Annotated in this window: 22 protein-coding genes, 1 other RNA gene and 5 pseudogenes; 14 read left to right on the forward strand and 14 right to left on the reverse strand. The window is 35.1% G+C overall.

The window, feature by feature from the left end; translation table 11 throughout:
* Positions 1 to 27: 27 nt before the first annotated feature.
* The 3 genes and pseudogenes from OPR57_RS04630 to OPR57_RS04640 all read right to left on the reverse strand — a co-directional run.
* A complete protein-coding gene (locus OPR57_RS04630) occupies positions 28 to 531 on the reverse strand; it encodes a recombinase family protein (RefSeq protein WP_265035968.1) in 504 nt (167 codons plus the stop codon).
* A 134-nt stretch (positions 532 to 665) separates the two neighbouring features.
* Positions 666 to 959: a hypothetical protein gene (locus OPR57_RS04635; protein WP_265035970.1), complete on the reverse strand. Its 294-nt coding sequence runs from the start codon at positions 957 to 959 to the stop codon at positions 666 to 668.
* 132 nt (positions 960 to 1,091) lie between these two features.
* Positions 1,092 to 1,630, reverse strand: a pseudogene (locus OPR57_RS04640) (transposase); the annotation flags it as partial.
* A 67-nt stretch (positions 1,631 to 1,697) separates the two neighbouring features.
* Between OPR57_RS04640 and OPR57_RS04645 the strand changes: the two are divergent.
* A pseudogene (locus OPR57_RS04645) lies at positions 1,698 to 2,509 on the forward strand (IS5 family transposase).
* Positions 2,510 to 2,698: 189 nt separating this feature from the next.
* On the opposite strand, the gene tgt reads toward OPR57_RS04645, so the two are convergent.
* A complete protein-coding gene (gene tgt, locus OPR57_RS04650; RefSeq protein ID WP_265035972.1) occupies positions 2,699 to 3,916 on the reverse strand; it encodes a tRNA guanosine(34) transglycosylase Tgt in 1,218 nt (405 codons plus the stop codon).
* Complete coding sequence (gene nuoE / locus OPR57_RS04655) at positions 3,917 to 4,417, reverse strand: NADH-quinone oxidoreductase subunit NuoE (protein ID WP_010962799.1); 501 nt, start codon at positions 4,415 to 4,417, stop codon at positions 3,917 to 3,919.
* A 346-nt stretch (positions 4,418 to 4,763) separates the two neighbouring features.
* On the opposite strand from nuoE, the gene OPR57_RS04660 reads away from it, so the two are divergent.
* From OPR57_RS04660 to rnpB, 3 genes are all read left to right on the forward strand, one after another.
* Positions 4,764 to 5,210 (forward strand): hypothetical protein, encoded by a 447-nt coding sequence (locus OPR57_RS04660; protein WP_265035974.1) that lies wholly within the window; start codon positions 4,764 to 4,766, stop codon positions 5,208 to 5,210.
* A gap of 263 nt (positions 5,211 to 5,473) precedes the next feature.
* The gene (locus OPR57_RS04665) at positions 5,474 to 7,501 is read left to right on the forward strand and encodes a hypothetical protein (RefSeq protein ID WP_265035976.1); all 2,028 of its coding nucleotides are present in this window, start codon (positions 5,474 to 5,476) and stop codon (positions 7,499 to 7,501) included.
* A gap of 158 nt (positions 7,502 to 7,659) precedes the next feature.
* Positions 7,660 to 8,007, forward strand: an RNA gene (gene rnpB / locus OPR57_RS04670) — RNase P RNA component class A.
* Between the two features lie 52 nt (positions 8,008 to 8,059).
* On the opposite strand, the gene OPR57_RS04675 is transcribed toward rnpB, so the two are convergent.
* Positions 8,060 to 8,830 (reverse strand): response regulator transcription factor, encoded by a 771-nt coding sequence (locus OPR57_RS04675; protein ID WP_265035978.1) that lies wholly within the window; start codon positions 8,828 to 8,830, stop codon positions 8,060 to 8,062.
* A 325-nt stretch (positions 8,831 to 9,155) separates the two neighbouring features.
* Here OPR57_RS04675 and OPR57_RS04680 point away from each other — a divergent pair, with 325 nt between their 5' ends.
* The 4 genes from OPR57_RS04680 to OPR57_RS04695 are packed head-to-tail and all read left to right on the forward strand — an operon-like array spanning position 9,156 to position 12,589.
* Positions 9,156 to 10,139, forward strand: coding sequence for an NAD(P)H-dependent glycerol-3-phosphate dehydrogenase (locus OPR57_RS04680; protein WP_265035980.1), 984 nt, complete (start codon positions 9,156 to 9,158; stop codon positions 10,137 to 10,139).
* Between the two features lie 19 nt (positions 10,140 to 10,158).
* The gene (locus OPR57_RS04685; RefSeq protein ID WP_265035982.1) at positions 10,159 to 10,641 is read left to right on the forward strand and encodes a phosphatidylglycerophosphatase A family protein; all 483 of its coding nucleotides are present in this window, start codon (positions 10,159 to 10,161) and stop codon (positions 10,639 to 10,641) included.
* Positions 10,631 to 11,410 carry a GNAT family N-acetyltransferase gene (locus OPR57_RS04690; RefSeq protein WP_265035984.1) on the forward strand — a complete coding sequence of 260 codons (780 nt, stop codon included), beginning with the start codon at positions 10,631 to 10,633 and terminating at the stop codon, positions 11,408 to 11,410. Before OPR57_RS04685 ends, OPR57_RS04690 begins: the two co-directional genes overlap by 11 nt.
* A 42-nt stretch (positions 11,411 to 11,452) precedes the next feature.
* Positions 11,453 to 12,589, forward strand: coding sequence for a hypothetical protein (locus OPR57_RS04695; protein ID WP_320157485.1), 1,137 nt, complete (start codon positions 11,453 to 11,455; stop codon positions 12,587 to 12,589).
* Positions 12,590 to 12,592: 3 nt separating this feature from the next.
* On the opposite strand, the gene OPR57_RS04700 is transcribed toward OPR57_RS04695, so the two are convergent.
* Both OPR57_RS04700 and ybeY read right to left on the reverse strand, forming a co-directional pair.
* Complete coding sequence (locus tag OPR57_RS04700; RefSeq protein WP_265035988.1) at positions 12,593 to 13,381, reverse strand: succinate dehydrogenase iron-sulfur subunit; 789 nt, start codon at positions 13,379 to 13,381, stop codon at positions 12,593 to 12,595.
* A gap of 86 nt (positions 13,382 to 13,467) precedes the next feature.
* The gene (gene ybeY / locus OPR57_RS04705) at positions 13,468 to 13,920 is read right to left on the reverse strand and encodes an rRNA maturation RNase YbeY (protein WP_265037559.1); all 453 of its coding nucleotides are present in this window, start codon (positions 13,918 to 13,920) and stop codon (positions 13,468 to 13,470) included.
* Positions 13,921 to 13,944: 24 nt separating this feature from the next.
* Between ybeY and OPR57_RS08070 the strand changes: the two genes are divergently transcribed.
* The gene (locus OPR57_RS08070) at positions 13,945 to 14,076 is read left to right on the forward strand and encodes a hypothetical protein (protein WP_259348783.1); all 132 of its coding nucleotides are present in this window, start codon (positions 13,945 to 13,947) and stop codon (positions 14,074 to 14,076) included.
* A 207-nt stretch (positions 14,077 to 14,283) separates the two neighbouring features.
* On the opposite strand, the gene OPR57_RS04715 is transcribed toward OPR57_RS08070, so the two are convergent.
* The 5 genes and pseudogenes from OPR57_RS04715 to OPR57_RS04735 all read right to left on the reverse strand — a co-directional run bounded on the left by OPR57_RS04715 (position 14,284) and on the right by OPR57_RS04735 (position 18,182).
* Positions 14,284 to 14,682 carry an EVE domain-containing protein gene (locus OPR57_RS04715; protein ID WP_265035990.1) on the reverse strand — a complete coding sequence of 133 codons (399 nt, stop codon included), beginning with the start codon at positions 14,680 to 14,682 and terminating at the stop codon, positions 14,284 to 14,286.
* Entirely contained in the window at positions 14,682 to 15,878 is a 1,197-nt protein-coding gene (gene ftsZ / locus OPR57_RS04720; RefSeq protein WP_265035993.1) for a cell division protein FtsZ, read from the reverse strand. The genes OPR57_RS04715 and ftsZ overlap by 1 nt, the downstream gene beginning before the upstream one ends.
* A gap of 244 nt (positions 15,879 to 16,122) precedes the next feature.
* Positions 16,123 to 16,575 (reverse strand): hypothetical protein, encoded by a 453-nt coding sequence (locus tag OPR57_RS04725; RefSeq protein ID WP_265035995.1) that lies wholly within the window; start codon positions 16,573 to 16,575, stop codon positions 16,123 to 16,125.
* Between the two features lie 84 nt (positions 16,576 to 16,659).
* Positions 16,660 to 17,343, reverse strand: a complete 684-nt coding sequence (locus OPR57_RS04730) for an ATP-binding protein (protein WP_265035996.1) — start codon at positions 17,341 to 17,343, stop codon at positions 16,660 to 16,662.
* A gap of 27 nt (positions 17,344 to 17,370) precedes the next feature.
* Positions 17,371 to 18,182, reverse strand: a pseudogene (locus tag OPR57_RS04735) (IS5 family transposase).
* A gap of 341 nt (positions 18,183 to 18,523) precedes the next feature.
* Between OPR57_RS04735 and OPR57_RS04740 the strand changes: the two are divergent.
* The 5 genes and pseudogenes from OPR57_RS04740 to sdhA all read left to right on the forward strand — a co-directional run bounded on the left by OPR57_RS04740 (position 18,524) and on the right by sdhA (position 23,699).
* Entirely contained in the window at positions 18,524 to 19,543 is a 1,020-nt protein-coding gene (locus tag OPR57_RS04740) for an IS110 family RNA-guided transposase (RefSeq protein ID WP_265037507.1), read from the forward strand.
* Between the two features lie 7 nt (positions 19,544 to 19,550).
* Positions 19,551 to 19,739: pseudogene (locus tag OPR57_RS08170) on the forward strand (phage tail tape measure protein); the annotation flags it as partial.
* A 220-nt stretch (positions 19,740 to 19,959) separates the two neighbouring features.
* Positions 19,960 to 20,907, forward strand: a complete 948-nt coding sequence (locus OPR57_RS04750) for an IS110 family transposase (RefSeq protein ID WP_265035888.1) — start codon at positions 19,960 to 19,962, stop codon at positions 20,905 to 20,907.
* A 200-nt stretch (positions 20,908 to 21,107) separates the two neighbouring features.
* Positions 21,108 to 21,770, forward strand: a pseudogene (locus OPR57_RS04755) (integrase core domain-containing protein); the annotation flags it as partial.
* A gap of 129 nt (positions 21,771 to 21,899) precedes the next feature.
* Complete coding sequence (sdhA, locus tag OPR57_RS04760; protein WP_265035998.1) at positions 21,900 to 23,699, forward strand: succinate dehydrogenase flavoprotein subunit; 1,800 nt, start codon at positions 21,900 to 21,902, stop codon at positions 23,697 to 23,699.
* On the opposite strand, the gene OPR57_RS04765 is transcribed toward sdhA, so the two are convergent.
* On the reverse strand, positions 23,700 to 25,787 hold the full coding sequence (locus OPR57_RS04765) for an ankyrin repeat domain-containing protein (RefSeq protein ID WP_265036000.1): 2,088 nt from the start codon (positions 25,785 to 25,787) through the stop codon (positions 23,700 to 23,702). It abuts the gene before it with no gap.
* Positions 25,788 to 26,039 lie beyond the last annotated feature (252 nt).

A 26,039-nucleotide genomic window follows, 5' to 3' on the forward strand; every position in this document is an offset into this window, starting at 1 on the left:
TAAGTAGAGTAATTATCTTTCGGTTGTTCACAAGAATGTTTTTGTGGTCTTATATGTTGTACCTACTTTTGTTTTACCAAAAGCTGCCTGTCCTTTGTAAGCAGGGTTTTTTAACATACCCCAAATTACACTCCTATCCCAGCACTTTTTTCCTGTTCGTGTTATAATAGACATAGTATTTAGCCGACGGCATACTTCCCCAATACTTGCTCTTTCCCTGCTTACCCACAAAAATACTTTGCGAACAATATCAGCTTCTTCTTCGTTAATCTCAAATAAAGCTTGTCCTCCTCCCATATGTTTATCTATATAACGATAGCCATAAGGAGCTCCTCCCATTACGCTTACACAACCTTTATTAGCTGCATAAATCTTTCCACGACGACTTCGTTCCATAATTTTTGCTCGTTCATATTCTGCTATCATACCTTGCATTTGTAACAGCAATTGAGATTCTGGATTATCGTTAATCTCATAATTTAAAAAAACCGCTTCTGCTCCTGCTTTCTCAAATTCTTCAAGTAATACCATTTGATATGCATATTTTCTAGATAAACGATCAGGAGAGTGAATCTACCAATTTTACCTTCTGTTACTTTATTACGTAATTTTTCTAGATCAGGACGAACCAACACTGTAGCCGTTATCAATAAATTTATACTCACTCAATAATTTGCATACCAATTTGCTTCTCTAAAGCTGCAACTTGACTTGCTATTGTATTTTCTTGTGCTTGTTTTCCTGAAGAAACCCTTGCATATAAACTCACTGTTACCATTTGATCCTCCTTGAATCCCATTTTTATCCTTTAAGTTTTTTTGACTTTCTCCCTTTGATGCTGACTTTTCATAAGCATCTGATAAATACTTTTCTGCCGACCGGTTAGGCTCATAGCTACAACTAATCCGTATAGCTAATCTCTTATTTCCCATTATCTTTCCTTGAAATAATATGTTCATATCATTCATTGAAGCTGATGGTTAATTGATTATTAGCGCTATAAATAAATGGAACTCTTGTTTTTGGACACAGAAGTTTTCGAGAAATAGTTTTCTCTAGTTTTATGTTTTTTGCGACATTGTTGGCGGAGTAATAACTCTTACTTTCTGTCCTTTCATTTTATTTTTTAGCTTTTCATTTTCTAATATAAAATCAAAATCTAATTCGCCAGCGTTCCCATAGCTTGCTATAATTTCTTTTTTGCAAGCGAAAAATAAAATCTACTTCCAAATCATAATGCTGCTGAATGAATTTTACTGAAGACGATCATAGATAAATAATAATTTCCCTTGATTTAATGAACGCATTTGAGTGATAACTTCGGGTAATTGCTCTTCCGCCAACGTTTGTTCCCAAGCTGCAAGACAAGCACTGCAAATCAATGAAGTACACAAATCAATAAACAAATTGCCAATGGTGGCATTTTGCCTGTTGTTCCATTTGGTTTAAAACGGCCAAACTCGGATACAATTTCCTCAGAGCTCGGTAATCGAATACCAGAGCCATCTGCTGCAATAAGTCTATAGCCTCTCCAGCTCAGACTCATCTTGATAGGCCGTTTGGATGCTTAAATTCTTTAAAACCTGTATTTATATCTTGCTTTAGAAAAAGCTTGCTTTGAGAGTGGAACTTAATGAGTTCACATTAGACTTCTTTCAAAATTGTTAGAGGGAGTGTAAGATGAAGTATTTGAAAGCATGAAATATAAGGAAATAGAAAAGTTAGAAGGAGAAAAGTTTCGACGTTTAACAGGGGTAAAAAAAGCAACATTTGAGCGAATGGTAGAAATTCTAGAAGTGGAGGATAAAAGAAAAAAAGCTAGAAGTGGAAGAAAAAGTAAACTTTGCATAGAAGACAGGCTACTTATGGCACTGGAATATATAAGAGAATATCGTACATATTTTCATATTGGGCAAAGCTATGGCATGAGTGAAAGTAACAGTTTTAAAATAATAAGATGGGTAGAAGACATATTAATAAAACATCCAGATTTTGCATTACCAGGAAAAAAAGAGCTATTAAAGAGTGATGTAGAATATGAAGTTTTAGTAATAGACGGAACTGAAACGCCAGTAGAGAGACCAAAAAAAAGCAAAAGCCCTTCTACTCTGGAAAGAAAAAAAGGCATACTATAAAAACACAAATAGTAACAGAGAAGAAGAGTAGAAAAGTCATATGCACATCTTTCTCGAATGGTAGAAAACACGGATGTTTAGAGAATCAAAGGTAGCAGTATTGCCGCAAACTAAAATCTTAGCTGATGCCGGCTACAGGGGAATGCAGAAGATACACAAAAATGTTGTATTACCGCACAGGAAAACGAAAAAGAATCCGTTAAGCAAAGAACAAAAAAAAGAGAACAGGGCACTTATGAGCCAAAGGGCAATTGTTGAAAACGTAATTGAAAAGGTTTAAAATCATCTCGGACAGGTATAGAAACCGACGAAAACGTTTTGGTTTAAGGTTTAATTTGATTGCTGCAATTCACAATTTTGAGCTCCCTACATGAATTTTGAAAGAAGTCTATTATCAAAGTCAAATATTAACAGGGCATTATTTTTTATAACCATACCTTTGCCTCCAAATTTTTACAAATAATGGATAAAGGCTAACATTAGTAGATTAATTATTTACTATAGTACTTCTAAGTTAATAGAAAGATAATAAGAAGAAAAAGCTAACAACGTGGGGAGAAGACTTAAGAAGAGACAAGGTCAAAGTATGATGGTATCTCACTAATCCAATTATTTTTCTCCTGATCTAGCCTATCATCTAATATAGCCTGCCTTATTGATTCCATTAACTTATTCATAAAGAAAATATTATGAATGGTAACGAGCGTGTAAGCCAGGAGCTCTTTAGCTTTCAGTAAATGGTGTATATAAGCTCTTGAATGCTTTCTGCAGGTAAAACATAAACAGTCACTTTCAATTGGGTTATCATCCAACTCAAATTGTTGATTTCGCAAATTGATATGCTCTTTGCACTTTGAAGAAATAGAATCTCTATTTTTTACTTTAATAAGCGCACCACCATGCCTTGCCAAACGAGTTGGATGCACACAATCAAACGTGTCAATTCCAAGACTTACTCCATGAAAGATGTCCACAATCCCACCGATACCAAGCAAATGAGTAGGCCTGTCTTTTTTCAAGTGGTCCATAGTGAAAGAAACTACATCGTACATCTGCTCTTTACTTTGACCAAGTGATCCACCTATTGCTTGACCGAAAAATGGCAAATCGTTGATAAAATCACAACTTTCTCTACGCAGATCGTGATATATTCCGCCTTGACCAATTCCATACAGTGCCTGCTTGCCATTATTGTTTTTTTCAAATTCATTTAAAGAACGTTCAGCCCATCTGTGGATCATGAGCATTGATTTTGCTGTGTATTCTTTGCTTACGTGAAATGGAGTGCATTCATCTAAAACTAGGATTAAATCTGCACCTAATTTCTGTTGAATTTGTACAGATTTTTCAGGAGTTAAGCAATAAATTTTACCATTAATGTAAGAACGGAAAATTGCCCCATCCTCATTAATTTTGATCAAAGTTTTTTGTTTTTTTCTTATTCCTTTTATCTCTTCCGAAACTGATCCGTGGCCTAAGCTAAATATCTGATATCCACCTGAGTCAGTTAGCATTGGCCCATTCCATCCCATCATCTTGTGCAAACCACCAAGTTTTGCAACAGTATTCTCTCCTGGTTGAAGCATTAGGTGATAGGTGTTGGAAAGTATGATTTGGGTACCAGCTTCACTTATTCTTTCAATATCTGCAGCTTTAATTGCAGCTTTTGTTGCGCAGAATATAAAAGCGGGGGTTTCTACGCTTCCATTTGGAGTTTTAATTGTTCCAACTCTTGCAGAACCTGATTGCTTGATTATCTTGAATGAAAATTCTTCTTTCATCTATTTGCCTGAAAGTTCTGTTATGATGTTTTCTACTTTCTCAGGAGTAAGATTTTCATAGAAGTCATTATTGATCTGCACAACGGGAGCATTAACGCATGCACCTAGGCATTCAACTTCTTTTAAAGTGAACAAATTATCTTTAGTAGTCTCACCGATATTGATTCCAAGTTTTTTTTTAAAGGTATTTAAAACTTCTTCACTATTGCACAACCAGCAAGGAGTTGTTCTACAAATTTGTATTAGATATTTGCCTACTGGTTTTAAATTATACATGGTGTAAAAATTTGCCACTTCATATACACGAATATGTGGAATATGCAGCATATCAGCAACATAACGCATAGCAGATTCAGAAACCCATCCGCATTGCTCTTGAACCAGATATAGTAAAGGCATGACAGCGCTTCCTTCTCTGCCTTTAGGATACATCTCTATAAACTTTCCTGCTTTCTTGAGGTTTTCTGATGTAAAACTAAACTGCTCTTCTTTTTCTATCATTCATGAGACTCGTGTAAACTTTAACAGATTATACCTGTAGAACCAATGATTGCAATTGTTGGTTTTTTGAGAAATAGCGTTTTGCAGTATCATGCTACCCATACTGCCCAACTTATAAATTCTTTTGGCTTGGCTATAGGGTCCAGTTAAACAAAATCTGGTCATGCGCTAGCTTCAATTGTTTCATAAGTTTGTTTTAGTAAATCTCAATTATTTTAGCTACAGCTAACTACTTTAAAAAAAATGCTTAAGAAATTATAGTATATTATTTATAAATATACCATTCTTGGCATTTATTATAAATGTTGTGTATAATAAACTATATTTATTAATATAAGGTTAAACTATGAGTAAACAATTAAACTTATGGATACAGGAAACTGGTGAAGAGAAATTTAAAAATTTTCTCACATCACTAGGTAAAGGAGATCTTCAAAAGCATGCCACAACTATTTACAGAAATTACGAACAAAGTTACAATGAAAAATATTTCATGTACAACAAAATTGGTTCTGGTGCAGTAGTAATAGGATCTTGTGCTCTCATTCTGCTATCTCGATATTTCGATCTAAGAGAAAAAGTGCAAAAACCACTTGAATACATGGCACTTGCAGCAATTGTTATCTTTGGAGCTGGATTTCTATACTCACTTTATCAAGAACATGAATATAAAGCCTCCAACAAAAAGGAAGAATATGTATCAAATCATGAAAAACATAAGGAGCTTCCTGAAATTCAAACAATTATGGATGAGCTGAAAGCAGAAGCCTTGTCTAGTGGTAAAGAAAAGTAACCACATTAGCCAAAACTTAAGATTCCGCTACCTGTTAGCGGAATCTGTACAATGCATAGCAAATTTTGCCTTTAGGATAGATTATATAGTTTGAGGTACTTTATTCTCTCCTCATCTACAAAGCTTCTTAGCCCTCTTCAAGCTTATATTTACCTTTTAGTATAAAACATTATATTAATTTTTTAATTTTAGTTAAAATTTTCATTGACATTAACACACAGGAATAATCATAATAGCATTTTATTAATATTTTAAATAAAATTATGTTTATATTAAAAAGATTGCTCGGGATCAACTCAAATACACCGGAAGTTAAAGAAGCGATAGGTTTTAACCCAGCAAATGTAGGGTTGATTGAAGGAGATGGAGTCGCTTATGGACTCAGCTATCAAGATAATGGTAATGGGAGCAGTAAAGTAAAATTACTTATTAGTCCATTATATCAATCAAAAACATACGAATGGGGTACAAATATCAGCGTAGCAAATGAATTCAAAGATCAATTGTCTCTCACATTAATAGAAGATTCAGCTAAAATAGATAAAGTTGGAATTGTCTTTCCTGAAGAGGGAATTGGCAAAGAAGGAGAAAAATACGTTAAAGGCTTATCTTTTCACACTTACGGAATTAAACAATCAGTTAATACTCCTTCAGTTGAACATTTAGATAAAAGAAAATTACAAAAGAATATTAATAATGATAGTCCTGCAAATGAAGGCAATAGTTACTTTCAACCAAAAGCAGTGAAAGTCAATAATGGTGATGTAATTGTAATCGCTCATAATTTAAATGATCAAGCTTTAGTTTCTTGGTATTTAAAGTTAGGCAAAAACGGAAAATTTAAAGCATTGGATGGAAATAAAGGTGCTACAGAAAGAAAGTTGTTCAAATTTGGTAATCCGGGGCAATTGGTATTAAATGGAAACACGATGCTTTATTCGCAAGTGAGCAAAAGGATTACTAAGGAGAATCAAGAGGTAAGAACAAATGTTTTTAAGTTCGATATGGCTAAAGTGATTCAGGGTCTGAGGGATGGAAAGGGAGTTAATGGCTTTTTACTTGGTAATGGAAAAGGTCAAATAGATAATAAAGCACTATCTCTTTCTAGAGAACATGAAATAAGCTTTTTGCAGTATGTTGAAGGTGGTGATCTAGTTGCTTTTCTTGCAGAAGGCCGTTCGCCTAATAAACAAACGTTACATTTAACAAGTCTTGTTAAGAATGGATCAAAATCGGACTTTACTGTTTGCGAATTTGAAGATTCTATAAAGCAATTGTACGTTAAAGACAATGGTCAAGACAGTTTTATTGTAACTGCAATAAGTGAAGGAAACATCACAATTTGCAATCATCAAAGATTTGAAAAACCTTCCAAGGTAACAATAATACCGGCAAATAGCATCAAAACTCTCAGTGATTTTGTTAATATCATTAACGGTCGATTAACGCCAGATATTATTTCTAGTAGTACCGTGGCTCCTGTAACTATTACAGAAACGGTTGTGACTTCTAAGAAAACGCCGACTGCTGCAATTGCTAGTACAGCAGAAACCGACACTGTGAAGACTACCAAATTAACGACAAAAGCATCAACTACCGTTGCACCTACTTCTACAATGAGTAAACCTTCAACGACTCAAACAAGTACAGTAACAGTAAAGCCAACAACAGAAGCCGTTGCACCTACTTCTACAATGAATAAACCTTCAACGGAATCAACGACTCAAACAAGTACAGTAACAGTGAAGCCAACAACAATAGCAAAAACAACTACTACTTCACAAGCGACCACGGTTGCTACAACGTCAACTAGTGTGCCAATAATAAACTCAGAGAAAACTATACAAACAGTATTTAGTATACCAAGTACTAGAACAAAAGAGTCAACAACTCCTATATTTACCACGACTTTACTTCCTCAACCTACTTCTTCACCACAGCCTACTCAACTTGCTATAGGGTCTAATAGGGCAGGAGTGATAGAGGGGTCTTTGGTTGGAGCGATAATAAGTATTGCTGGAATTGTAGGATTCATAGCATACAAATATGTTAAGGGTCGTAATGCTGCTCCTGTGTTGGAACTAACAGATTTCAATGATAGAAGGCGATCATCTTCAAGTGGCGATAGCGATGAAGAAATTTTTATCGCTAGTAACAGAATGAGCAGTAATAGCAGTATATCTATGCAAACTATAGATCAATCTGAAACAGTGCTAGACAGTATATTAATAGAAAGTAGTAGTCGATCAAGAAGTAGCTCATCGTCTTCAAGCGGTGGACCAGGCTCTTGACTAACTGAAGCGGAGTCTAAAAGTGAAAAAAGCTTATCTTGGGATAGTGATGATGTGCCGGAATATCACCTTTAGCTATTTGTCTAAATGTTTTTAATATGTAGACTGTTAGGAAATTGTCTTTTGCTTTTGTGATTTTCATGTTAAAGTATAATTCCTGGGTGAAATAAGTAGCTGCTGTTGTGTGATAAACATAGCAGAGGAAAGTCCGGGCTCCAAGGAAAAATAGTGACGGGTAATGCCCGCCGGAGGTAACTCCAGTTATAGGGCTACAGAAAATTACCGCCTAAAATATTTTTAGGTAAGGGTGAAAAGGTGTGGTAAGAGCACACCATGGCAATGGCAACATTGGTAGTCGAGTAACCAACACTAGGAGCAAGATTAAATAGAAGTAGATTTTATGTTTTCCTCATATCTACTCGGGTAAATCGCATACGGTAAATGGTAACATTTACTCCAGATAAATAGCTACATAAACAGAACTCGGCTTATATTTCACCTAGGCGTTCACATGATACGTGCGATATAAGCCATGCTATATTTAAATGTGTAGGCATTTCATGCGTTGTCCTTCACTTGTTGTGCTTGATAGCCATCACTACTTTCGCCTACATTAACATTAGAATATTCATCATCATCAATATACTCTTTCAGAACATACCCTCTGCCCCAAACGGTTTCTATGTGACTTTTTCCATCATTTGCACTTTCAAGTTTCTTACGTAATTTGCACATAAAAACATCAACTATCTTGTTATCTGAAGGTTCATCCAAGCCATTGTAAAGATGATTTAAGAACATTTCTTTTGTTAGTACTGTTCCTTTACGCAATGCTAACAATTCTATCATAGAATACTCTTTATTAGTAAGGTGAACCGTTTTACCTTTCACTTCAACAATCCTGTGATCAAAATTGATATTTATATTACCAATCTTTATCACCGATTCAGGATGGCCTTTAGTACGACGCACTATGGCCTTAATTCGAGCTAATAACTCACTTTTATGAAATGGTTTGGTTAAGTAATCATCGGCACCATACCCGAGTCCTTTAGCTTTGTGATTAACAGCAGATATACATGAAAGTATTAAGACAGGAACTTTGATTTTTGCACTTCTTAGTCTTAACAATATATCATATCCGTCAATATCACCAGGCAAGTGTATATCTAAAATAACTAGGTCATAGTAATCTCCGTTTGAGGAAACCATATTATTGTTATAATCTTGTGCAGAAGTAACAACGTCACAGAAGTGTCCATCAGAAGTTAAGGCATTAACCACAGTCTTTGCACTTACTTGATCATCTTCAATTAATAATATACGCATATTTTACACCCCATAAATAATTTATAATTTTAGTAATATATATAACTAAGGAAAGTAATAAATCAAATTTTTATTAACAAATGATCAAAATTACACTTATTAATTAATAGTAAATATATTGTTCCAAAGTTATATAAATAGATCTAAAATATAATAGACATACCATGATAGTAATAATATTTTTAGTAAATATTGAATTAAAGTTACTATTATTAAAAGAATACTTCGGTTAATAAATATTTAACTATTCTATATGTCTGTGTTATATTTTTAATTTACTTATCCTACTATTTTAAAGTATAAGTAATATTTTCAGGAATATTGTGTGGCAATATCAATTTTAGGTGCTGGTGCATGGGGTACAGCAATCGCAATTTCATTAGGTAGTAAGAAAGATGTGATTTTGTGGACTCGCAATGAAACTACATTTGAATCAATCAACGGAAAAAGAGAAAGTGACAAGCTACCCGGTTGTCGAATTTCTGATAATGTGTCAGTAAAATTGGCTATTGAAGACACAATTAATGCTTCAGTAACAATCCTCGCTGTTCCCACTCAGTCTCTGAGGGAGGTATGTCAGCAATTGCATAATTGTAATCTGAAAAAAGATGTAGCAATAATTTTAGCTTGTAAGGGAATAGAAAAGTCTACATTAAAATTACCTAGTGAAATAGTAAATGAAGTTTTACCTAACAATCCTATTGCTATTTTTTCAGGTCCTAGCTTTGCTGTAGAAGTTGCAAAAAAATTGCCCTATTCAATGGTTCTTGCATGCCGAAATAACATATTGGGTTCAAAGCTAATATCAGAACTACAGCAAGAAAATGCTAAATTGGAGTTTAGTAACGACATTATAGGAGTACAGATTTGTGCAGCGTTAAAGAACGTTTTTGCTATAGCGTGTGGGATTGTTCTAGGTAGTAAACTTGGGTTTAATGCTCATGCAGCATTGATTACGAAAAGTATGAGCGAAATTAAGGCTTTATACTCAGCAAAAGTTGGTGACGGTAGTGTGGATATAAATACACTACTTGGGCCAGCATGTCTGGGTGACCTAATTATGACATGCACATCCTTGAATTCAAGAAACCTATCTTTTGGGTTTAAAATAGGTAATAGTGACAATGGCTTTAATGTTCAGCAGATTTTGTCAGAAGGCAAGTCAGTGATTGAAGGTTTTAACACTGCTGAGTCCATATTTAATTTAGCAAGAAAGCTAAAGATAAAAATGCCTATATGTGAAGCGGTCTATAGATTATTGTATGAAAGCGCCTCTATAGAGGATACTATTTCTGTTCTTATAAGTTAATTTTGTATTTGGATATATTGTGAAATTTTTATATAAATTAATATCAACGTGGTGGCTGTCTGGAACAGTAAAAAAAATGCCAGGTACTGTGGGTAGTTTGGCTTCTTTTCTGCTTGTTCCTGTAATCCTGAGCAACAAAATTTTAGGTGCAGCAATTATTTCTTTTTTATTCTTAATTGGATTATGGTCTACAGGTAATTATATAAAACATTACAAGACTTCATGTGATCCAAAAGAGGTAGTAATTGACGAAGTGGTCGGTCAATTGCTGACGATACTTTTAGTTTCGATATTGTTAAGCCAAGAGATGAATTGCTCTTCATTGTTGTTGTGCTTTTTTTCTTTTAGGTTTTTTGATATAATAAAAACGTGGCCTATAAATTTGATCGATAAAAATACCAAAGGTCCTTTAGGTATTATGCTAGATGACGTTATAGCTGCAATTTTAGCCTGTGTTCTTATAGGAGCCTTTTATTGTTTATTGTTGGTGTATGCAGGATAAAAAAATTTATTATTCAAGCTTAGTTGTTCAAAATCTAAAGGATTATATACTGTACACAGCAAATTTATCTGAGTGGGAAGTACACGATGAATTTGATAACATCATATTTACAATAAATGGTACCAGGGAGTCATTATTTAATTTTGTGTTCTGTGGAGATCAATGTACCGAGCTTTCTATACAAAAAACTCTAGATTATCTCAGAACAAGAGATATAGAAGCAACATGGGTAATAAATTCACATATAAAAATAAGAGATATTTTAGAAAAGTGTGAAATAAAACACGTTAGCACACCAAAAAAAGCTTTACTTAATATGAAAAATTACTTTTTACCTGCTGATGTTATTCCAAACTTGAGGTTAAATGCTGTAAATGGTAGCGACCTCTTAGAACAGTTAGATTTACACACTTCTAAAATTTTTTATCATGGCGTTGGAATTGTCAGCACATTTTTTCGTGGATTATCAAATTATGATGATAAGAACTCAAGATTAAGATTTTTTCTTGTAACACTAAATAATGAAATTATTGGGACATGCGGTCTTTATGTTCAAGACAGCGTAGCTGGTTTTTATAGTGATGGAGTTTTACCAATTTACAGGAATCGTGGAATAGGTACTCAAATGGTTTTAGAAAGAATAAAGATAGCTAAACAGCTTGAATGCAAATATATAGTAGCACATTGTATGAAATCTTCTGTGAACCTTTATAAGAGATTGGGCTTTCGAATGTTAGGCAATCTTTACTTATATACCTCTTCAGCATAATTCTGAGCGGTTACAAATTTTTACATTTGTTTTAAAAGTACTATGTTTTTTTTGTATGAAGTGGTTTTAATATTGATTCTAATATTATTCTTTCTCTCTTATTCTAAATTAAAAATTAGTAATAAGATTAAGAACTTACAGCATCAAAATGTTATCATAAATAATTTAATTGATACTGTGAATGATGGGTTTTATATTTGGGATGCAAAAAAACGTATAGAAAAGTTCTCTCCCAATTTACTAATTTTGCTTAATACTGTTTTTTACTCATTTAATGAGTTTGTGAATTTTTTTGAGCAATCAGAAAGCTTAATTAAAAATTTTGTTGAGGCAAAGGAAATAAATAAATCTTTTACTCTAGATTTAAAGTCAAAAGACGGTGAGGTTTATTGCATATGTTACGGTAGAAGCATAATAGATGATTCTAACAATGTAATAGGTGTGCTGTTATGGATAAGGAATGTCTCAGACTGTAAGATAAAGGCTAACGGACTTGAGTTAGAAAATAGTAAGCTTACACAGGAAGTGGAGAGCTATAAAAACGTTTTCAACTCTTTACCATTTCCAATACTAAGATATAACAAGAGTAGAAAGGTGGAATTTTATAACTTGTTTTATGATAAATATGTAGATGGTTCTAAGAAATTTGCTATTACCGGTAGCGCTCATAGCACAAAACCAGGAAGACATGTCATAACTTATAAGAACGAACCTAAGGTTTTCGATTTTGTTAAAATTCCAATACAAGGTTCTGGTAGCATAGTAATGTATGGGAAAGATGTTAGTGATGCAGAGAAATTATATACTGAATTAAACAGTTATTTAGCTACACAGAAAAATTTGCTTGAGAGGTTACCGGTTGCTATAGTAATATATAGTAAGAATCAAAAGCTAAAATTTTATAATAATGCTTTTATAAAAACCTTTCAATTTGACCCAAAATTTTTGGCATCTTACCCAACTTATCACGAAGTTATGCTTTACCTCTTCGAATCTAAAAAGCTTTTAGAAAAAGAGGATTTTCAAACTATTAGTAACCAAAGACATGAGTTGTTCAAAAAATTATTTGAATCGTACGATGATACGATGCATTTCACAAACGGAAAAGCGTTCAGGGTATTAACAATACCCTACGCTTCGGAAGGTTTGCTGTTCTCTTACGAAGAATGCAAAAGATGATACTTAAACTCCTTCTCTCTCTACCATGAGCTGTTTTACTTTCGCTATTGCTCTTGCTGGATTAAGTCCTTTAGGACAAGTTTTTGTGCAATTCATTATTGTATGACAACGATACAACTTGAATGGGTCGTTTAAAACATCAAGTCTTTCACCTGTCTTATTATCACGGCTGTCAGCAATCCATCTGTAGGCTTGTAATAGTATTGCTGGTCCTAAAAATTTATCACTATTCCACCAGTAGCTTGGACAACCAGTTGAACAGCAAGCACATAATATACAGTCGGACAAGCCATCTAATTTTTTTCTATCTTTAGGAGATTGAGAGTATTCTTTATTTGGTAGGGCAGGCTTATCTGCTTGTAACCAAGGTTTAATTGATTTGTATTGCTCATAAAATTGGCTCAAGTCCGAGACTAGGTCCTTTATCACATACATGTGAGGTAATGGATATATTTTTACGTCACCTTTTATATCGTGTATAGATCTAGTACATGCAAGAGTATTGGTTCCGTCAATATTCATGGCACAAGATCCACATATGCCTTCTCTACAAGAACGTCTGAAAGTTAAAGTCGAATCTATTTCATCCTTTATTTTTATTAATGCATCAAGTACCATAGGGCCACAACTATCTATATCAATAAAAAATGTGTCTATTCTAGGGTTTTTCTCGTTATCAGCAGACCAACGGTAAATTTGAAATCTTCTGATGTTTTTTGCTCTAGCAGGAATAGGATAAATTTTGCCCTTTTGATTAATTTTAGAATTCTTTGGCAAAGAAAACTGAACCATATCACTTACCTTTTATTGTTTATAGCTAAAACCCTTTGTAGATAACATATTTTATTATCATCTACTATATTTTTATTAAATTCCTTTTAAATCGCACACATATTGTAGCCAAGCGAAGCTAAAATCTCTCTTTCTAGATTTTTCATTATAATTTCTTCATCTTTTTTTTGGTGATCATAACCAAGTAAATGCAGTAATCCATGCACTAACATGCGTGCAATGTGAGCAAGAATGGGTATACAATACTCATGCGATTCTCTTTTTATTGTGTCTATTGAAATTGCTATGTCTCCTAAATCGCACTCATTAGACAATTGTTCATACGGAAATGATAGTATGTTAGTTGGCTTATCCATTTCTCTAAATTTTAAATTAAGTTGATGTAGCAAGTCATCATCAGCCAGAGCTATTGATATATTTGGTTTATAGTGGTCTATTTTTAATTCTTTTAGAGAAGCATTGATGACACCTAATACAAAATTTTTAGGATTTTCTATAATGCTGCACCATTTCTTGTCAAGAATATTTACTTCTAACATGAGTGACACATCAGTAAGGGTGTCATGCAAATAGCTGACACTGGAATCCAAAAAAGAAGAGTTATAGACCCTTGTGTCATGTACACAACTGTACGAATATTGTACACTAGAAGGATGTCATCCCAGTGCCTAGACACTGGGATCCAGGAATTTTGATTAGACATCAAGTTAGTGAATATAAAAGTAGCTAATCCTATATTAAAACACAACAGTTTTAATGTGGTTGCATTAAGGCTGGATTCCAGTGTCAAGCACTGGAATGACACCTTTGTGTTTGATGTAAAACCGGCTATAATGTTTAATGCACTGCCTTCGAGACAAATATTCATACAGCTGTGCGTTGCGTGCTGAGATGACAAGGTATTACACATCACTCATCCTTATTATTTCATTCCATTCAATTTCCGAAACTGGGGCAATTGATAAACGTGGTTGTTTTAATATAGTCATATTTTTCAAAAGTGGGTTTTGTTTTATATTATTTAACGTTACTTGGTTATTTAAAGGTTTCAAAAACTTTACATTCACTAATCCGAACTTGGGATCATTAACATGATAATACTCTTTAAATACTTCAACGATTCCAAGTATTGCTTTCTCTTTACCTGTATGATAAAAAAACGCAAGATCGCTTGCTTTCATAATTTTCATGTAATTTTGAGCTTGATAATTGCGCACACCATCCCACTCAACTACCTGCTCCTTTTCCATTTTTTGCCATGAGTATTTACTTGGTTCTGACTTGAGTAGCCAAAGTTGCATTATTTTTTTCTTCTTAAGTAAGCTGGTATATCATAGATATTGCTGCCCCACTTAGCTCCTTCACTTACCTGTTCAGCTGGTTTTGTTTCCAGTGTTTTGTCTTGCGTACTTTCACTTTGACTATAGGGCCACTTAAATTTCTCTTTCTCTGAGTCTTCGCTTTGACTTATAGGTGAAGTTTCTGATTTATTATTGCGACCATCAATGCCAGTTGCAAGAACAGAAACTCTAACTCTTGCCTCCATCGCTTGATCAAAAGTAGCACCAAATATTATATTTGCATTTTCATCTACTTCTTCACGCACTCTATTGGCTGCAGCATCAACTTCAAACAGAGTCATATCTCCGCCACCAGTAATGTTAATTAATATTCCTTGCGCACCTTTCATTGATACATTATCAAGCAATGGATTGGATATTGCAGCTTCCGCAGCACTAATTGCTCTATCTTCTCCTTCTGCCTCTCCGGTGCCGATCATCGCTTTGCCCATCTCGCTCATTACTGTTTCTATATCAGCGAAGTCAAGATTAATAAGCCCTGGCATGACCATCAAGTCAGTTACTCCTCTGATGCCAATGTGCAGAACATTATCAGCAAGTTTAAATGCATCAGAAAATGTAGTTTTTTCATTTGCAATTCTAAATAAATTCTGATTTGGAATGACAATAAGTGTATCCACGTATTTTTGCAATTCTTCAAGTCCAAGTTCTGCAATGCGCATACGGCGCACACCTTCAAAACCGAACGGTTTAGTTACAACTCCAACAGTCAATATCTTTTTTTCTTTTGGCGCTCTATCCTTAACTGCAGCTCTTGCTTCTCTGGCTGCTTTTGCAATTACCGGTGCTGCACCGGTTCCAGTACCACCGCCCATTCCTGCTGTGATGAAAAGCATATGACTATCTTTTATATGCTCCATAATTTCATCGATTGATTCTTCTGCTGCACCTTTGCCAACATCAGGCAAAGCACCAGCACCAAGCCCCTTAGTTAAATTAATACCCAGTTGAATTTTTTTATCACATAACGACTTTTCTAGTGCTTGAGCATCGGTATTTGCGACAACAAAATTCACTCCTTGCAAATTAGATTGGATCATGTTATTCACAGCATTTCCACCAGCACCACCCACTCCCACAACGGTAATCCTTGGGTGCAATATAGGTAACTCCGGCAGACTAAGATTAATGGACATTTAAATTACTCAAATTTAGCGAATTCACTTGATAATAAGTTACCGCTTTTTTAATAATATGCAAATACTTTTCACTTCTATAGGCGTAAACAGTAAACGGGATTTACTTATTCTTAACATTTATACTAATAAGTGCCGTTAATTAATGGTAATTAGGTTTTTAGGTGACATAATTTACCGATACAAAAAAATAGAAAATGTTATAAAAAGGGATAGAATCCTACCCCTTTTTGTTTTGTTGAAGTTATGGTGCAGTTTGTGTTTTTCCTGTACATGCTTCAACTATAGCATCTTTTAATTTTGAGGCAATTTGATATGTTCCATAAAGAACAGCAGCTGCAGCAATTGTCATTATGATACCTGCAACTATCTGACCAGCAACACCTGTTCCGATAAATCCAGGTAATGAAGCAGCTATTGCTTGATTTGTTCCAACAAAGTAGCTGGCAGTCTTAGCAAGAAACCCAGAAGCTTCTGCTGCACTCACAAAGCCTGCTTTCATATGCATTGCTGTAAAGACAATACTTGGAACTGCAACCAGAAATGATGCTGTTCTCCCTTTATTATGCATAGCGTACTGACCAGCTCCACTAGCAGCACCTGGAATTCCCCAATAATCATCAGCTCTTTTATATCCCTCTGAAATAGCGTGAAAAACACCATGTTCTTGTTCGTAATTATATTTTGTTAATGCCATAACTCTACTCCTTAAATAGAATGTTAAAATTTCATTAAGGACAGTATATAATGAAAAAAATTATCTGTCAAGTAAACTAATTTTTTAATATACCCTTATTCTGTAATTCAGCGCTTCAGCAATGTGTGCTCTTTTTACTTCTTCACTTTTTGCAAGATCTGCAATAGTTCTTGCAACTTTTAATACGCGTGTGTAGCCTCGATTGGAAATATAATTTTCTTTCAGTACGTATTTTAGCAATTCTAACCCTGCCTGATCTGGTTCAGTAAATTTATTAAATGATTCACCGCTTACTTCTGAATTGCAACGAATATTTAATTCACTATAACGCTCAGTTTGAATTTTTCTCGCTGCTATTACTCTTTCTCTTATGATCTTAGTACTTTCTCCCTCCACAGAGATTTCAGGAGAGAGTATGCTAACGTTTGGCATTTCAATGCATATGTCTATTCTATCAAGCAATGGTCCTGATATTTTGTTTTTGTAATCTGTGCCACACTTTGGAGCTTTGTTGCACGATCTGCTTGCATCACCTAAATAACCGCACCTGCAAGGGTTCATTGCAGCTATAAGTTGAAAATTGGCTGGATAAGTAATGTGAGCGTTTGCCCTTGCAACGGTAACTTTTCTATCTTCAAGTGGTTGGCGCAGAGAATCAAGCACGAGTCTTGGAAATTCAGGTAGCTCATCAAGAAATAACACGCCATTGTGAGCCATGGTAATTTCTCCAGGTTTTGCATTCTTTCCTCCTCCTATCATTGCTGGCATAGAGCATGAATAGACTTCTTTCAAAATTCATGTAGGGAGCTCAAAATTGTGAATTGCAGCAATCAAATTAAACCTTAAACCAAAACGTTTTCGTCGGTTTCTATACCTGTCCGAGATGATTTTAAACCTTTTCAATTACGTTTTCAACAATTGCCCTTTGGCTCATAAGTGCCCTGTTCTCTTTTTTTTGTTCTTTGCTTAACGGATTCTTTTTCGTTTTCCTGTGCGGTAATACAACATTTTTGTGTATCTTCTGCATTCCCCTGTAGCCGGCATCAGCTAAGATTTTAGTTTGCGGCAATACTGCTACCTTTGATTCTCTAAACATCCGTGTTTTCTACCATTCGAGAAAGATGTGCATATGACTTTTCTACTCTTCTTCTCTGTTACTATTTGTGTTTTTATAGTATGCCTTTTTTTCTTTCCAGAGTAGAAGGGCTTTTGCTTTTTTTTGGTCTCTCTACTGGCGTTTCAGTTCCGTCTATTACTAAAACTTCATATTCTACATCACTCTTTAATAGCTCTTTTTTTCCTGGTAATGCAAAATCTGGATGTTTTATTAATATGTCTTCTACCCATCTTATTATTTTAAAACTGTTACTTTCACTCATGCCATAGCTTTGCCCAATATGAAAATATGTACGATATTCTCTTATATATTCCAGTGCCATAAGTAGCCTGTCTTCTATGCAAAGTTTACTTTTTCTTCCACTTCTAGCTTTTTTTCTTTTATCCTCCACTTCTAGAATTTCTACCATTCGCTCAAATGTTGCTTTTTTTACCCCTGTTAAACGTCGAAACTTTTCTCCTTCTAACTTTTCTATTTCCTTATATTTCATGCTTTCAAATACTTCATCTTACACTCCCTCTAACAATTTTGAAAGAAGTCTAATGTTTTTGCAAAGGGGCGAAAAAGGGGGAGATGGTATGAATAAGTATTGCTTGGTTGGAAGCAAGAGAAGATAATAACTTCTCAGAGTGGATAGGTGGCAGGTTGGATGTTTTTCTGAAGCACTTTCTGCCCAGGGAGTAGAAAAAAGACTTCGTGGGGGAGATTAACTGCTCCTGCCACCGAAAATCATCGTGAGGCTCACAAAATGTGATGACCTCGTATAGGAGTTTGGAACAACCGGCAATATTCTACTCTGATATATTGAAATATGCAATTGGAGGAAAAAATATGCGTCACATTGGAGTTGATTTACATACCAATAGTTTTACTGCTTGTTACTTACAAGAAGGGAAACCTGAGCATATTCAAACGTTTCGCTTAAAAGACTTGGATAATTTCACCAAAGATCTTCAAGAAACATATGAAGTAGCCATAGAAGCAACAGGTAACAGCTGTTTCTTTTATGATGCAGTTTCACCTTACGTTAAACGCATAGTAATAATTGCTCCTGGACAGTTTGAAGTTGTTCGTCGCTCTGTGAACAAAACAGATAAGCATGATGCGCGAGCTATTGCTTTCTTTCTAAGCAAAGATATGTTGCCTGAGGCAAGGTGCAAAAACAAACAATGCCAGCAGTTAGCTTCTCTTCTTCAAACGAGAGATCAGTTAGTAAAGTCACGGGTATCTTTAATCAATAAAGTTCATGGTCTTTTTAATTATCATGGAATAAAAATTAAAAAAGAAGTACTTACAACTAAAGTAGGATTTGAGCGTGCTACTCAAAAGCATAATTGGGAGCCTTTAGAAAAAGTTGAAATTGAAGTGATTAGCTATCATTTAGAAGCTATCCGAGAAAGCCTTAAAAAACTTGAAAAGGAAATTATAGCTTTTGCTAAACAACTTCCTGGGTTCAGCAATCTTATCAGCATAAAGGGAATTGGTCCAATTTCTGCAGCTGTCTTTATTGCAACAATTGGAGACATTAATGATTTCCGTAGACCTGAGAAACTTACTGCATATTTTGGAGTTGTACCAAGAGTTTCTCAATCTAATCAGCAATGTACAATTGGAAGAATTACCAAACGAGGGTCAAAAATAGCGCGTACTTCTTTAGTTCAATGTACTTGGATTGCTGTACGTTACAGTCCTTACTTGAAAAGTTTTTATGAACATATAAAAAAGAAGCGTGGTTCTGCTAAAGCTATAACTGCTACTGCTAGGAAATTTCTTATAACTATTTTCTATACTCTTAAAAATGACTGGGTTTTTAAAGATTTCACAAAATTTGAAATTTCTACTGGACAATAATCATAGGAGAAAAGCGTACTTTAGATCACAAATGTTGGAGACGGCTGGACTTGCATTAACGCTTGCAGCTCCAATTAAAGTTGCAATTGACTTTGAAAGTGCTATGGCTGATGTTAAGAAGGTAGTAGATTTTGACGAGAAAACAAATGAAGCTAATGAGTTTGCTGAGAAGTTAAAGAAATTATCCCGTGAAATTGTAAGTTGGAAATGTGATATAAAAAGAAGCAAGAAGGAAGATAACTCTATAAAAATGTGGTTATCGCCAGGCTTGAGCGACCGTAAGACGGTAGTATTATAACATACGTAGATATCAAGGTACTCAAGCCTATCCTTCGAGACGTTTGAATAGTTGTTTGGGACATATATATGCACCCGTTTACAATCTTAAATTTTAACTTAAACTCTCGAGGTTCTTTATGGTTACATCTTATCAAAATTTTATTGGCATTGATATCGGAAAACTTGAATTTGTTACTGCAGTTAATGAACAAAAAGGTGTCATCAAATTTGACAATAGTTGTGTTGGTTGGAAACAATTCTACCAAAAATTTTCAAATATCTTGCCCAACTCCATGGTAATTTTAGAAGCTACAGGAGGTTATGAGCTTGGCTTATTGTATTTTCTTATTGATAGAAACATTGCTGTGCATCGTGCTAATACTCGTCAAGTTAAAAACTTCATTCTATCTCATGGAACTTTGGCAAAGACCGACAGTCTTGATGCAAAAGCGCTTGCCCAATATGGTTCTGAGCGTTGTGGACATCTGCAGCTATTTACACCTATCTCAAAAGAACAAACCACCTTGTTTGCACTTTGTCAGCGTCGTGACGATATTACGAAAATGCTTGTTCAAGAGAAGAATAGGCTAAAAACTCCTGGAAATGATTACATTAAGGAAAGTTGTCAACAAGCTATTGAATTCCTCAACAACCAGGTAGAAAAGCTTGATCAAGCTATACAAAAAATAGTCAATGAAAATCCTGAATTGCAACGATGCCAAAAAATTCTTGAAACAGTCCCTGGAATAGGTAGAAAAACCTCTCAATGTTTATTGTGTCTCATACCGGAACTTGGTTCTTTAAATAAAAGGCAAATTGCAAGCCTTGCAGGTGTTGCGCCTCATCCTAAGGAAAGTGGTAAAGCTATTGGCTACCGAAGGATTATAGGTGGAAGAAGTAACGTTCGTTCAAAGCTTTTTACAGCTGCCATGGCTGCTGCAAGGTCCAAATCTGCACTTGGTGCCTTTTATTCTAAGCTTATTGAAAGTGGTAAGAAAAAGATGGTGGCTATAACAGCTCTAATGCGTAAAATAATAGTGATTGCTAATGCAAGGCTTAAAGAAGCAGTTAATTTGCATATTTAAAAATTTACATAGCAATAACTGAAATTGGTTAATGAATATGCGCGTCCACACACATTAAAAGCGCATATTCATTAACTTAAGCAGAAATTGCTGTGGTGGCTGTTTGATACAAAATTCTGTTTCTATAACAAATGGGTTTTTATTGCCCATATGAAGTTGCAAAACTACAAATAAAAAATTTTTAAAAAAACATAGTTGATATAAATTTAACAGAGGAGCAAGTTACTGCTTTAGAAAAAGCTAAGGAACAAAAAGAGGCGCATGGTGAAATTGAGACCCAACACCCTGGATACTTAGGTAGTCAAGATACCTACTATGTAGGTAATATCAAAGGTATTGGACCAACAAACTTTTATCGACACCTACTCTAGAGTGGCTTTTGCTAAGCTTTATACGGAGAAAACTGCCATCACAGCTGCAGATCTTCTCAATGATAGAGTTATACCATTTTTTGATGAACAGAAAGTTCCTTTGCTGCGCATTTTGAGGTACAGAGTATTGTGGCAAACCGGGGAATCATGCATACCAGCTATATCTGGGAGTAGAAAATATTGATCATTCTAGAACCAAAGCTTATTCTCCACAGACTAATGGTATATGTGAAAGGCTTCATAGAACTATGCAAGATAAATGTTACAATATTATCTTTAGAAAAAAGATTTATAGTACTTTGGAAGAGCTTCAGTTAGATGTAGATCATTGGTTGTATTCTTACAATAGAGCTAGACCTCATTCGGGTAAGTATTGCTACGGCTATGCAGACCTTTTTTGATAGTATGCATATTGCTTACCAAAAAAATATTGATAACATTAAAATAGATTCTGATATCGGTTTTGACTTCGTCGATTCTTCTGTCAGATAATTCACGCCTGTCAGATCAAGTCTAAACTATTACACGCCGTGGCGGCATGACGTCTTAGCTATAGAAAACTTGTATAGATTTTTTCTACTTCTGTGATATCATAAGCCTGTAATGATAAAATAAGTAAATATGGATAAGTCAGCGTATGAGATCATAGAACATGAGTATGATGTGGTAGTAGTAGGTGCAGGTGGAGCAGGGCTCAGAGCAACGCTTGGGATGGCTGCAACTAATTTTTCAGTTGCCTGCATTTCTAAAATTTTCCCTACACGAAGTCATACAGTTGCAGCACAAGGCGGAATTAGTGCAGCTTTAGGTAATATCGGTGAAGACGATTGGCGCTGGCATGCATATGACACAATAAAAGGTTCAGACTGGCTTGGTGATCAAGATGCAATAGAATATATGTGTAAAAACGCTGCTAAAGCTGTTATTGAACTTGAAAATTTTGGCGTACCTTTTTCTCGTACAGAAGATGGCAAAATATACCAGCGTTCCTTTGGTGGAATGACAACTCACTTTGGTAAAGGAAAATCAGCTCAACGCACTTGTGCGGCAGCAGACAAGACTGGGCACGCAATCCTCCACACTCTATATCAGCAGTGTCTTAAATTCAACGCTGAATTTTTTGTTGAATACTTTGTGATTGATTTAATTATGGATAGCGAAACATGCTGCGGAGTTCTTGCTTGGTCGCTATGTGACGGTACATTACATAAATTTCGCGCGCATAGGGTGGTGCTAGCAACAGGTGGATATGGACGTGTTTATTTCTCTGCAACAAGTGCGCATATCTGCACAGGTGATGGTAACGGCATGGTAGTAAGGGCTGGATTACCACTTGAAGATATGGAATTTGTACAATTTCATCCAACAGGAATATATGGCTCAGGGTGCTTGATGACAGAAGGATGCCGTGGCGAAGGGGGATATCTCGTTAATTCTCAGGGCGAAAAGTTTATGGAACGTTACGCACCAAAAGCAAAAGATTTAGCTTCCCGTGATGTGGTAAGTCGTGCAATAACAATTGAAATTAGAGAGGGAAGGGGAGTTGGACCGAAAAAAGATCACATGTATTTAACTATAGCACATCTTGATCCGGAAGTAATAAAACTCAGATTGCCGGGCATTAGCGAAACCGCAAGAACTTTTGCTGGAGTTGATGTCACTAAAGATCCAATACCGGTCATTCCGACTGTTCACTATAACATGGGTGGCATTCCAACCAATTATTATGGAGAAGTGATCACGCTGAAGCAAGGTAAGGAAGAAGTGGTAGATGGACTATTTGCAATTGGAGAAGCTGCGTGTGTCTCTGTGCACGGTGCAAATCGACTTGGCTCTAACTCGCTTCTTGATCTTGTGGTTTTTGGTAGAGCTGCAGCGCTCAGAGCAAAAGAGAAGCTAAAATCCTGTACACCACATAAAAAATTGAGCTCAGATTGCACAGACTGGATAGTAGATAGATTCAATAAAATGCGATTTGCTTCCGGGAAGCTCAAAGTAGCAAAAATACGCAGCGAAATGCAGAACACTATGCAAAAGTACGCATCAGTGTTCCGTGTTGCTGAAGTTTTAGAAGAAGGTAAAAAAGCTATAAAAAAGGTAGCAAAAATGATGCCTGATATTTCACTTGAGGATCGCAGTATGATGTGGAATAGTGATTTAGTTGAAGCACTAGAGCTTGCTAACATGATCCCACAAGCGGTTATTACCATGGAATGCGCAGCTAATCGAAAGGAGAGCAGAGGTGCCCATGCTCGTGAAGACTTTCCTGAACGTGATGACAAAAACTGGATGAAGCACACTATAGCGTGGCTTGAAGAAAAGAAAGGGCAAATTAACGTAAAAATTGACTACAAAAAAGTGGCTGAAAAAACTCTGAGCGGTGAGATTGATTTCATAGCCCCGGAAAAGAGGGTTTACTAGTTACACTATCCCTACACAATTTTTCAACGAGTTCATTATTGATATGGCACTCATTTTAGTGCATGGAGGACTTTCAGTATGCTCTGATTGATTTGGTGACTCTTGTACTGCTTGATTTTTAGTCTCATTCCTTAAATTCTGTTGATCATTATTAACAAGGTTCTTCGAAGCTTGATTCTGCTCTGTTGTTGAATTAGAGCGGTTTTTGTCGTTAAATGTGTCCTGTACTTTGTTGGTTGATTTTTCAAAAAGTTTCTTAATACCACTAAATCCTAAAGTTAAAGTAAGGCATATAACTCCAGCAACAGCTATGATAGGAATGGCTGCTCCAATTGCCATTTGACCCTGAAAGAAAGCAAATGTTACCATTGCAATAACAGTAATCGTTATCGTGATTGCTAACAGTTCGCGGGTCCTTTTTGCTGGATCTATGAATACTGCTACAGCAGATACTCCTTTTTTTATACCAGAACCTGCTTCTTTAATGCCAGACTTGCATTTTTTTGAAGCAGTTTTACAGTGGTATTTTTCCTCAAGCTTCTTTTTTAGTTCTTTAGCTTTCTCCTGTGCTTTCTGTGGAGTCCCTGAATAATCTTTTAGATCTCGTAAAGTTAAATAGTACTTTTTAGTATGGAATTTTGGATCTTTCAGCTCCAGAGAACAGGGATCAGCGCCTATTTCTAGCAGCATTGTACAAAATTTTGTTGTATTGTCATAAGCAGTTGCTGTATCAAAAATTGTTCCTTGCGGTAGGTATTCGATACTTCTTTTTTCTGCTTTTTTCTTTAATGCCAATTCTAGGGGTGTGTTCCCTTCTCCATTCTTAGCATTTATAGCTTTACCTAATTTATCTTTAGATATTGTTCCATTTTTTACTAAACCTAAAATCAATTCCAAACATGTAACTTTTTGTTCTCCTTTGAATGAAGCAATATAGTGCAGAGCATTTTTTTCATCTTTATCTTGCACAGTAATATCTGCACCATTTTGTAGAAATAACTCTAAGGCTTTATACCTGCCAGTATCCTTAAATTCTTTTTTTACTACATTTTTTATTTTATTTTTCAATGAAGGTTCTTTATTCTTTTCTTGTATGCGCTGGAGTACCTGATGGAGCGGTGTTTGTTCTTCCTTGTTAGTAGTATTTACAGCATTACTAAATCCATCTTTATCTGAAATCAACTCTAAACATGTAACTTTTTGTTCTCCTTTTAGTAAAGCAATATAGTGCAGAGCATTTTTTCCATTTTTATCTTGCACAGTAATATCTGCACCATTTTGTAGAAATAACTCTAAGGCTTTATACCTATTTGTTTTTTCAAATTTTCTATCTGTACATGATCGATCCTCATTCTTTTCTTTTATATGCTGAAGCAACTGATGAAGAGGTGTTTGTTCTTCCTGATTTTCACTATTAATGAGTTGTGCTAAATCTTCCTCGGTGACCGTTTTTATTAGGGTACCTAGAAACTTGCATTTCTGTTTCTTTTCCAACGACACGATAAGGTGTAAAATATTGTTGTCTTTTTCACCTTTCACACTATTAATATCCGTACAATCTTTTAGATATTTTTTAAATTTCCTGTTATTTCCATTTTTGATCGCTTTTAGTAATAGAGCATTGCTATTTGTTATTTCGTTGCTTATTTCTACTTTATGATCATCTTCAACATCGCTACCGTAGCCACTTTCTGCTTCACTATCTTCTCTATTCCTACGATCATTTTGGTTGTGGGTAATACTATTAGAACAATATTTGCTATTATCAGTAATTTCTGAAATTACTTGCTTTTTTGTTTCATTTGATATTTTTTTCGATCGTTCTATTGCTTTACCTAGCACTGGAAGGAAGCATTGGACATAATACCTATAATATTTTTCTTGTTCTCTAAGTGATTCTTCTAATTTAGTTAATACTTCAGGGCTAGCACCTTCCTTGAATAACCTTTTACACTTCTTGATGGTTCCATCTTGACCTCTTGGTTTTTCACGCTTGTGTTCTTCTTTTCTTACCTTTTTCTCTATAGTGTAGTGCAGTTGCTCGTCTTTTCTATCCCGCTCTTGCTTTTTATTTAGACCTATACTCATACTAAAACCTCAATATTAAAAGCTATTTAAGTTGTCAGCTAAGATTCAATTTTTTTAATTAAGTCAAACGTTGTATATAGCTAACAAAGCCCGCTTCTGTCATCCTATGGCTTGACCATAGGATCCAGTCTAAAAAGATCTGGATTCCAGCGTCACGCGCTGGAATGACACCTTAAGATATCACCTATAATTAACCATAAACATATTTCGGTAAACCTAAGTTACTTTTAGCTATATGTAGTTGAAATACAG

Origin of the sequence: Wolbachia endosymbiont (group A) of Anomoia purmunda, from assembly GCF_947251545.1 — a bacterium.
GTDB lineage: Bacteria > Pseudomonadota > Alphaproteobacteria > Rickettsiales > Anaplasmataceae > Wolbachia.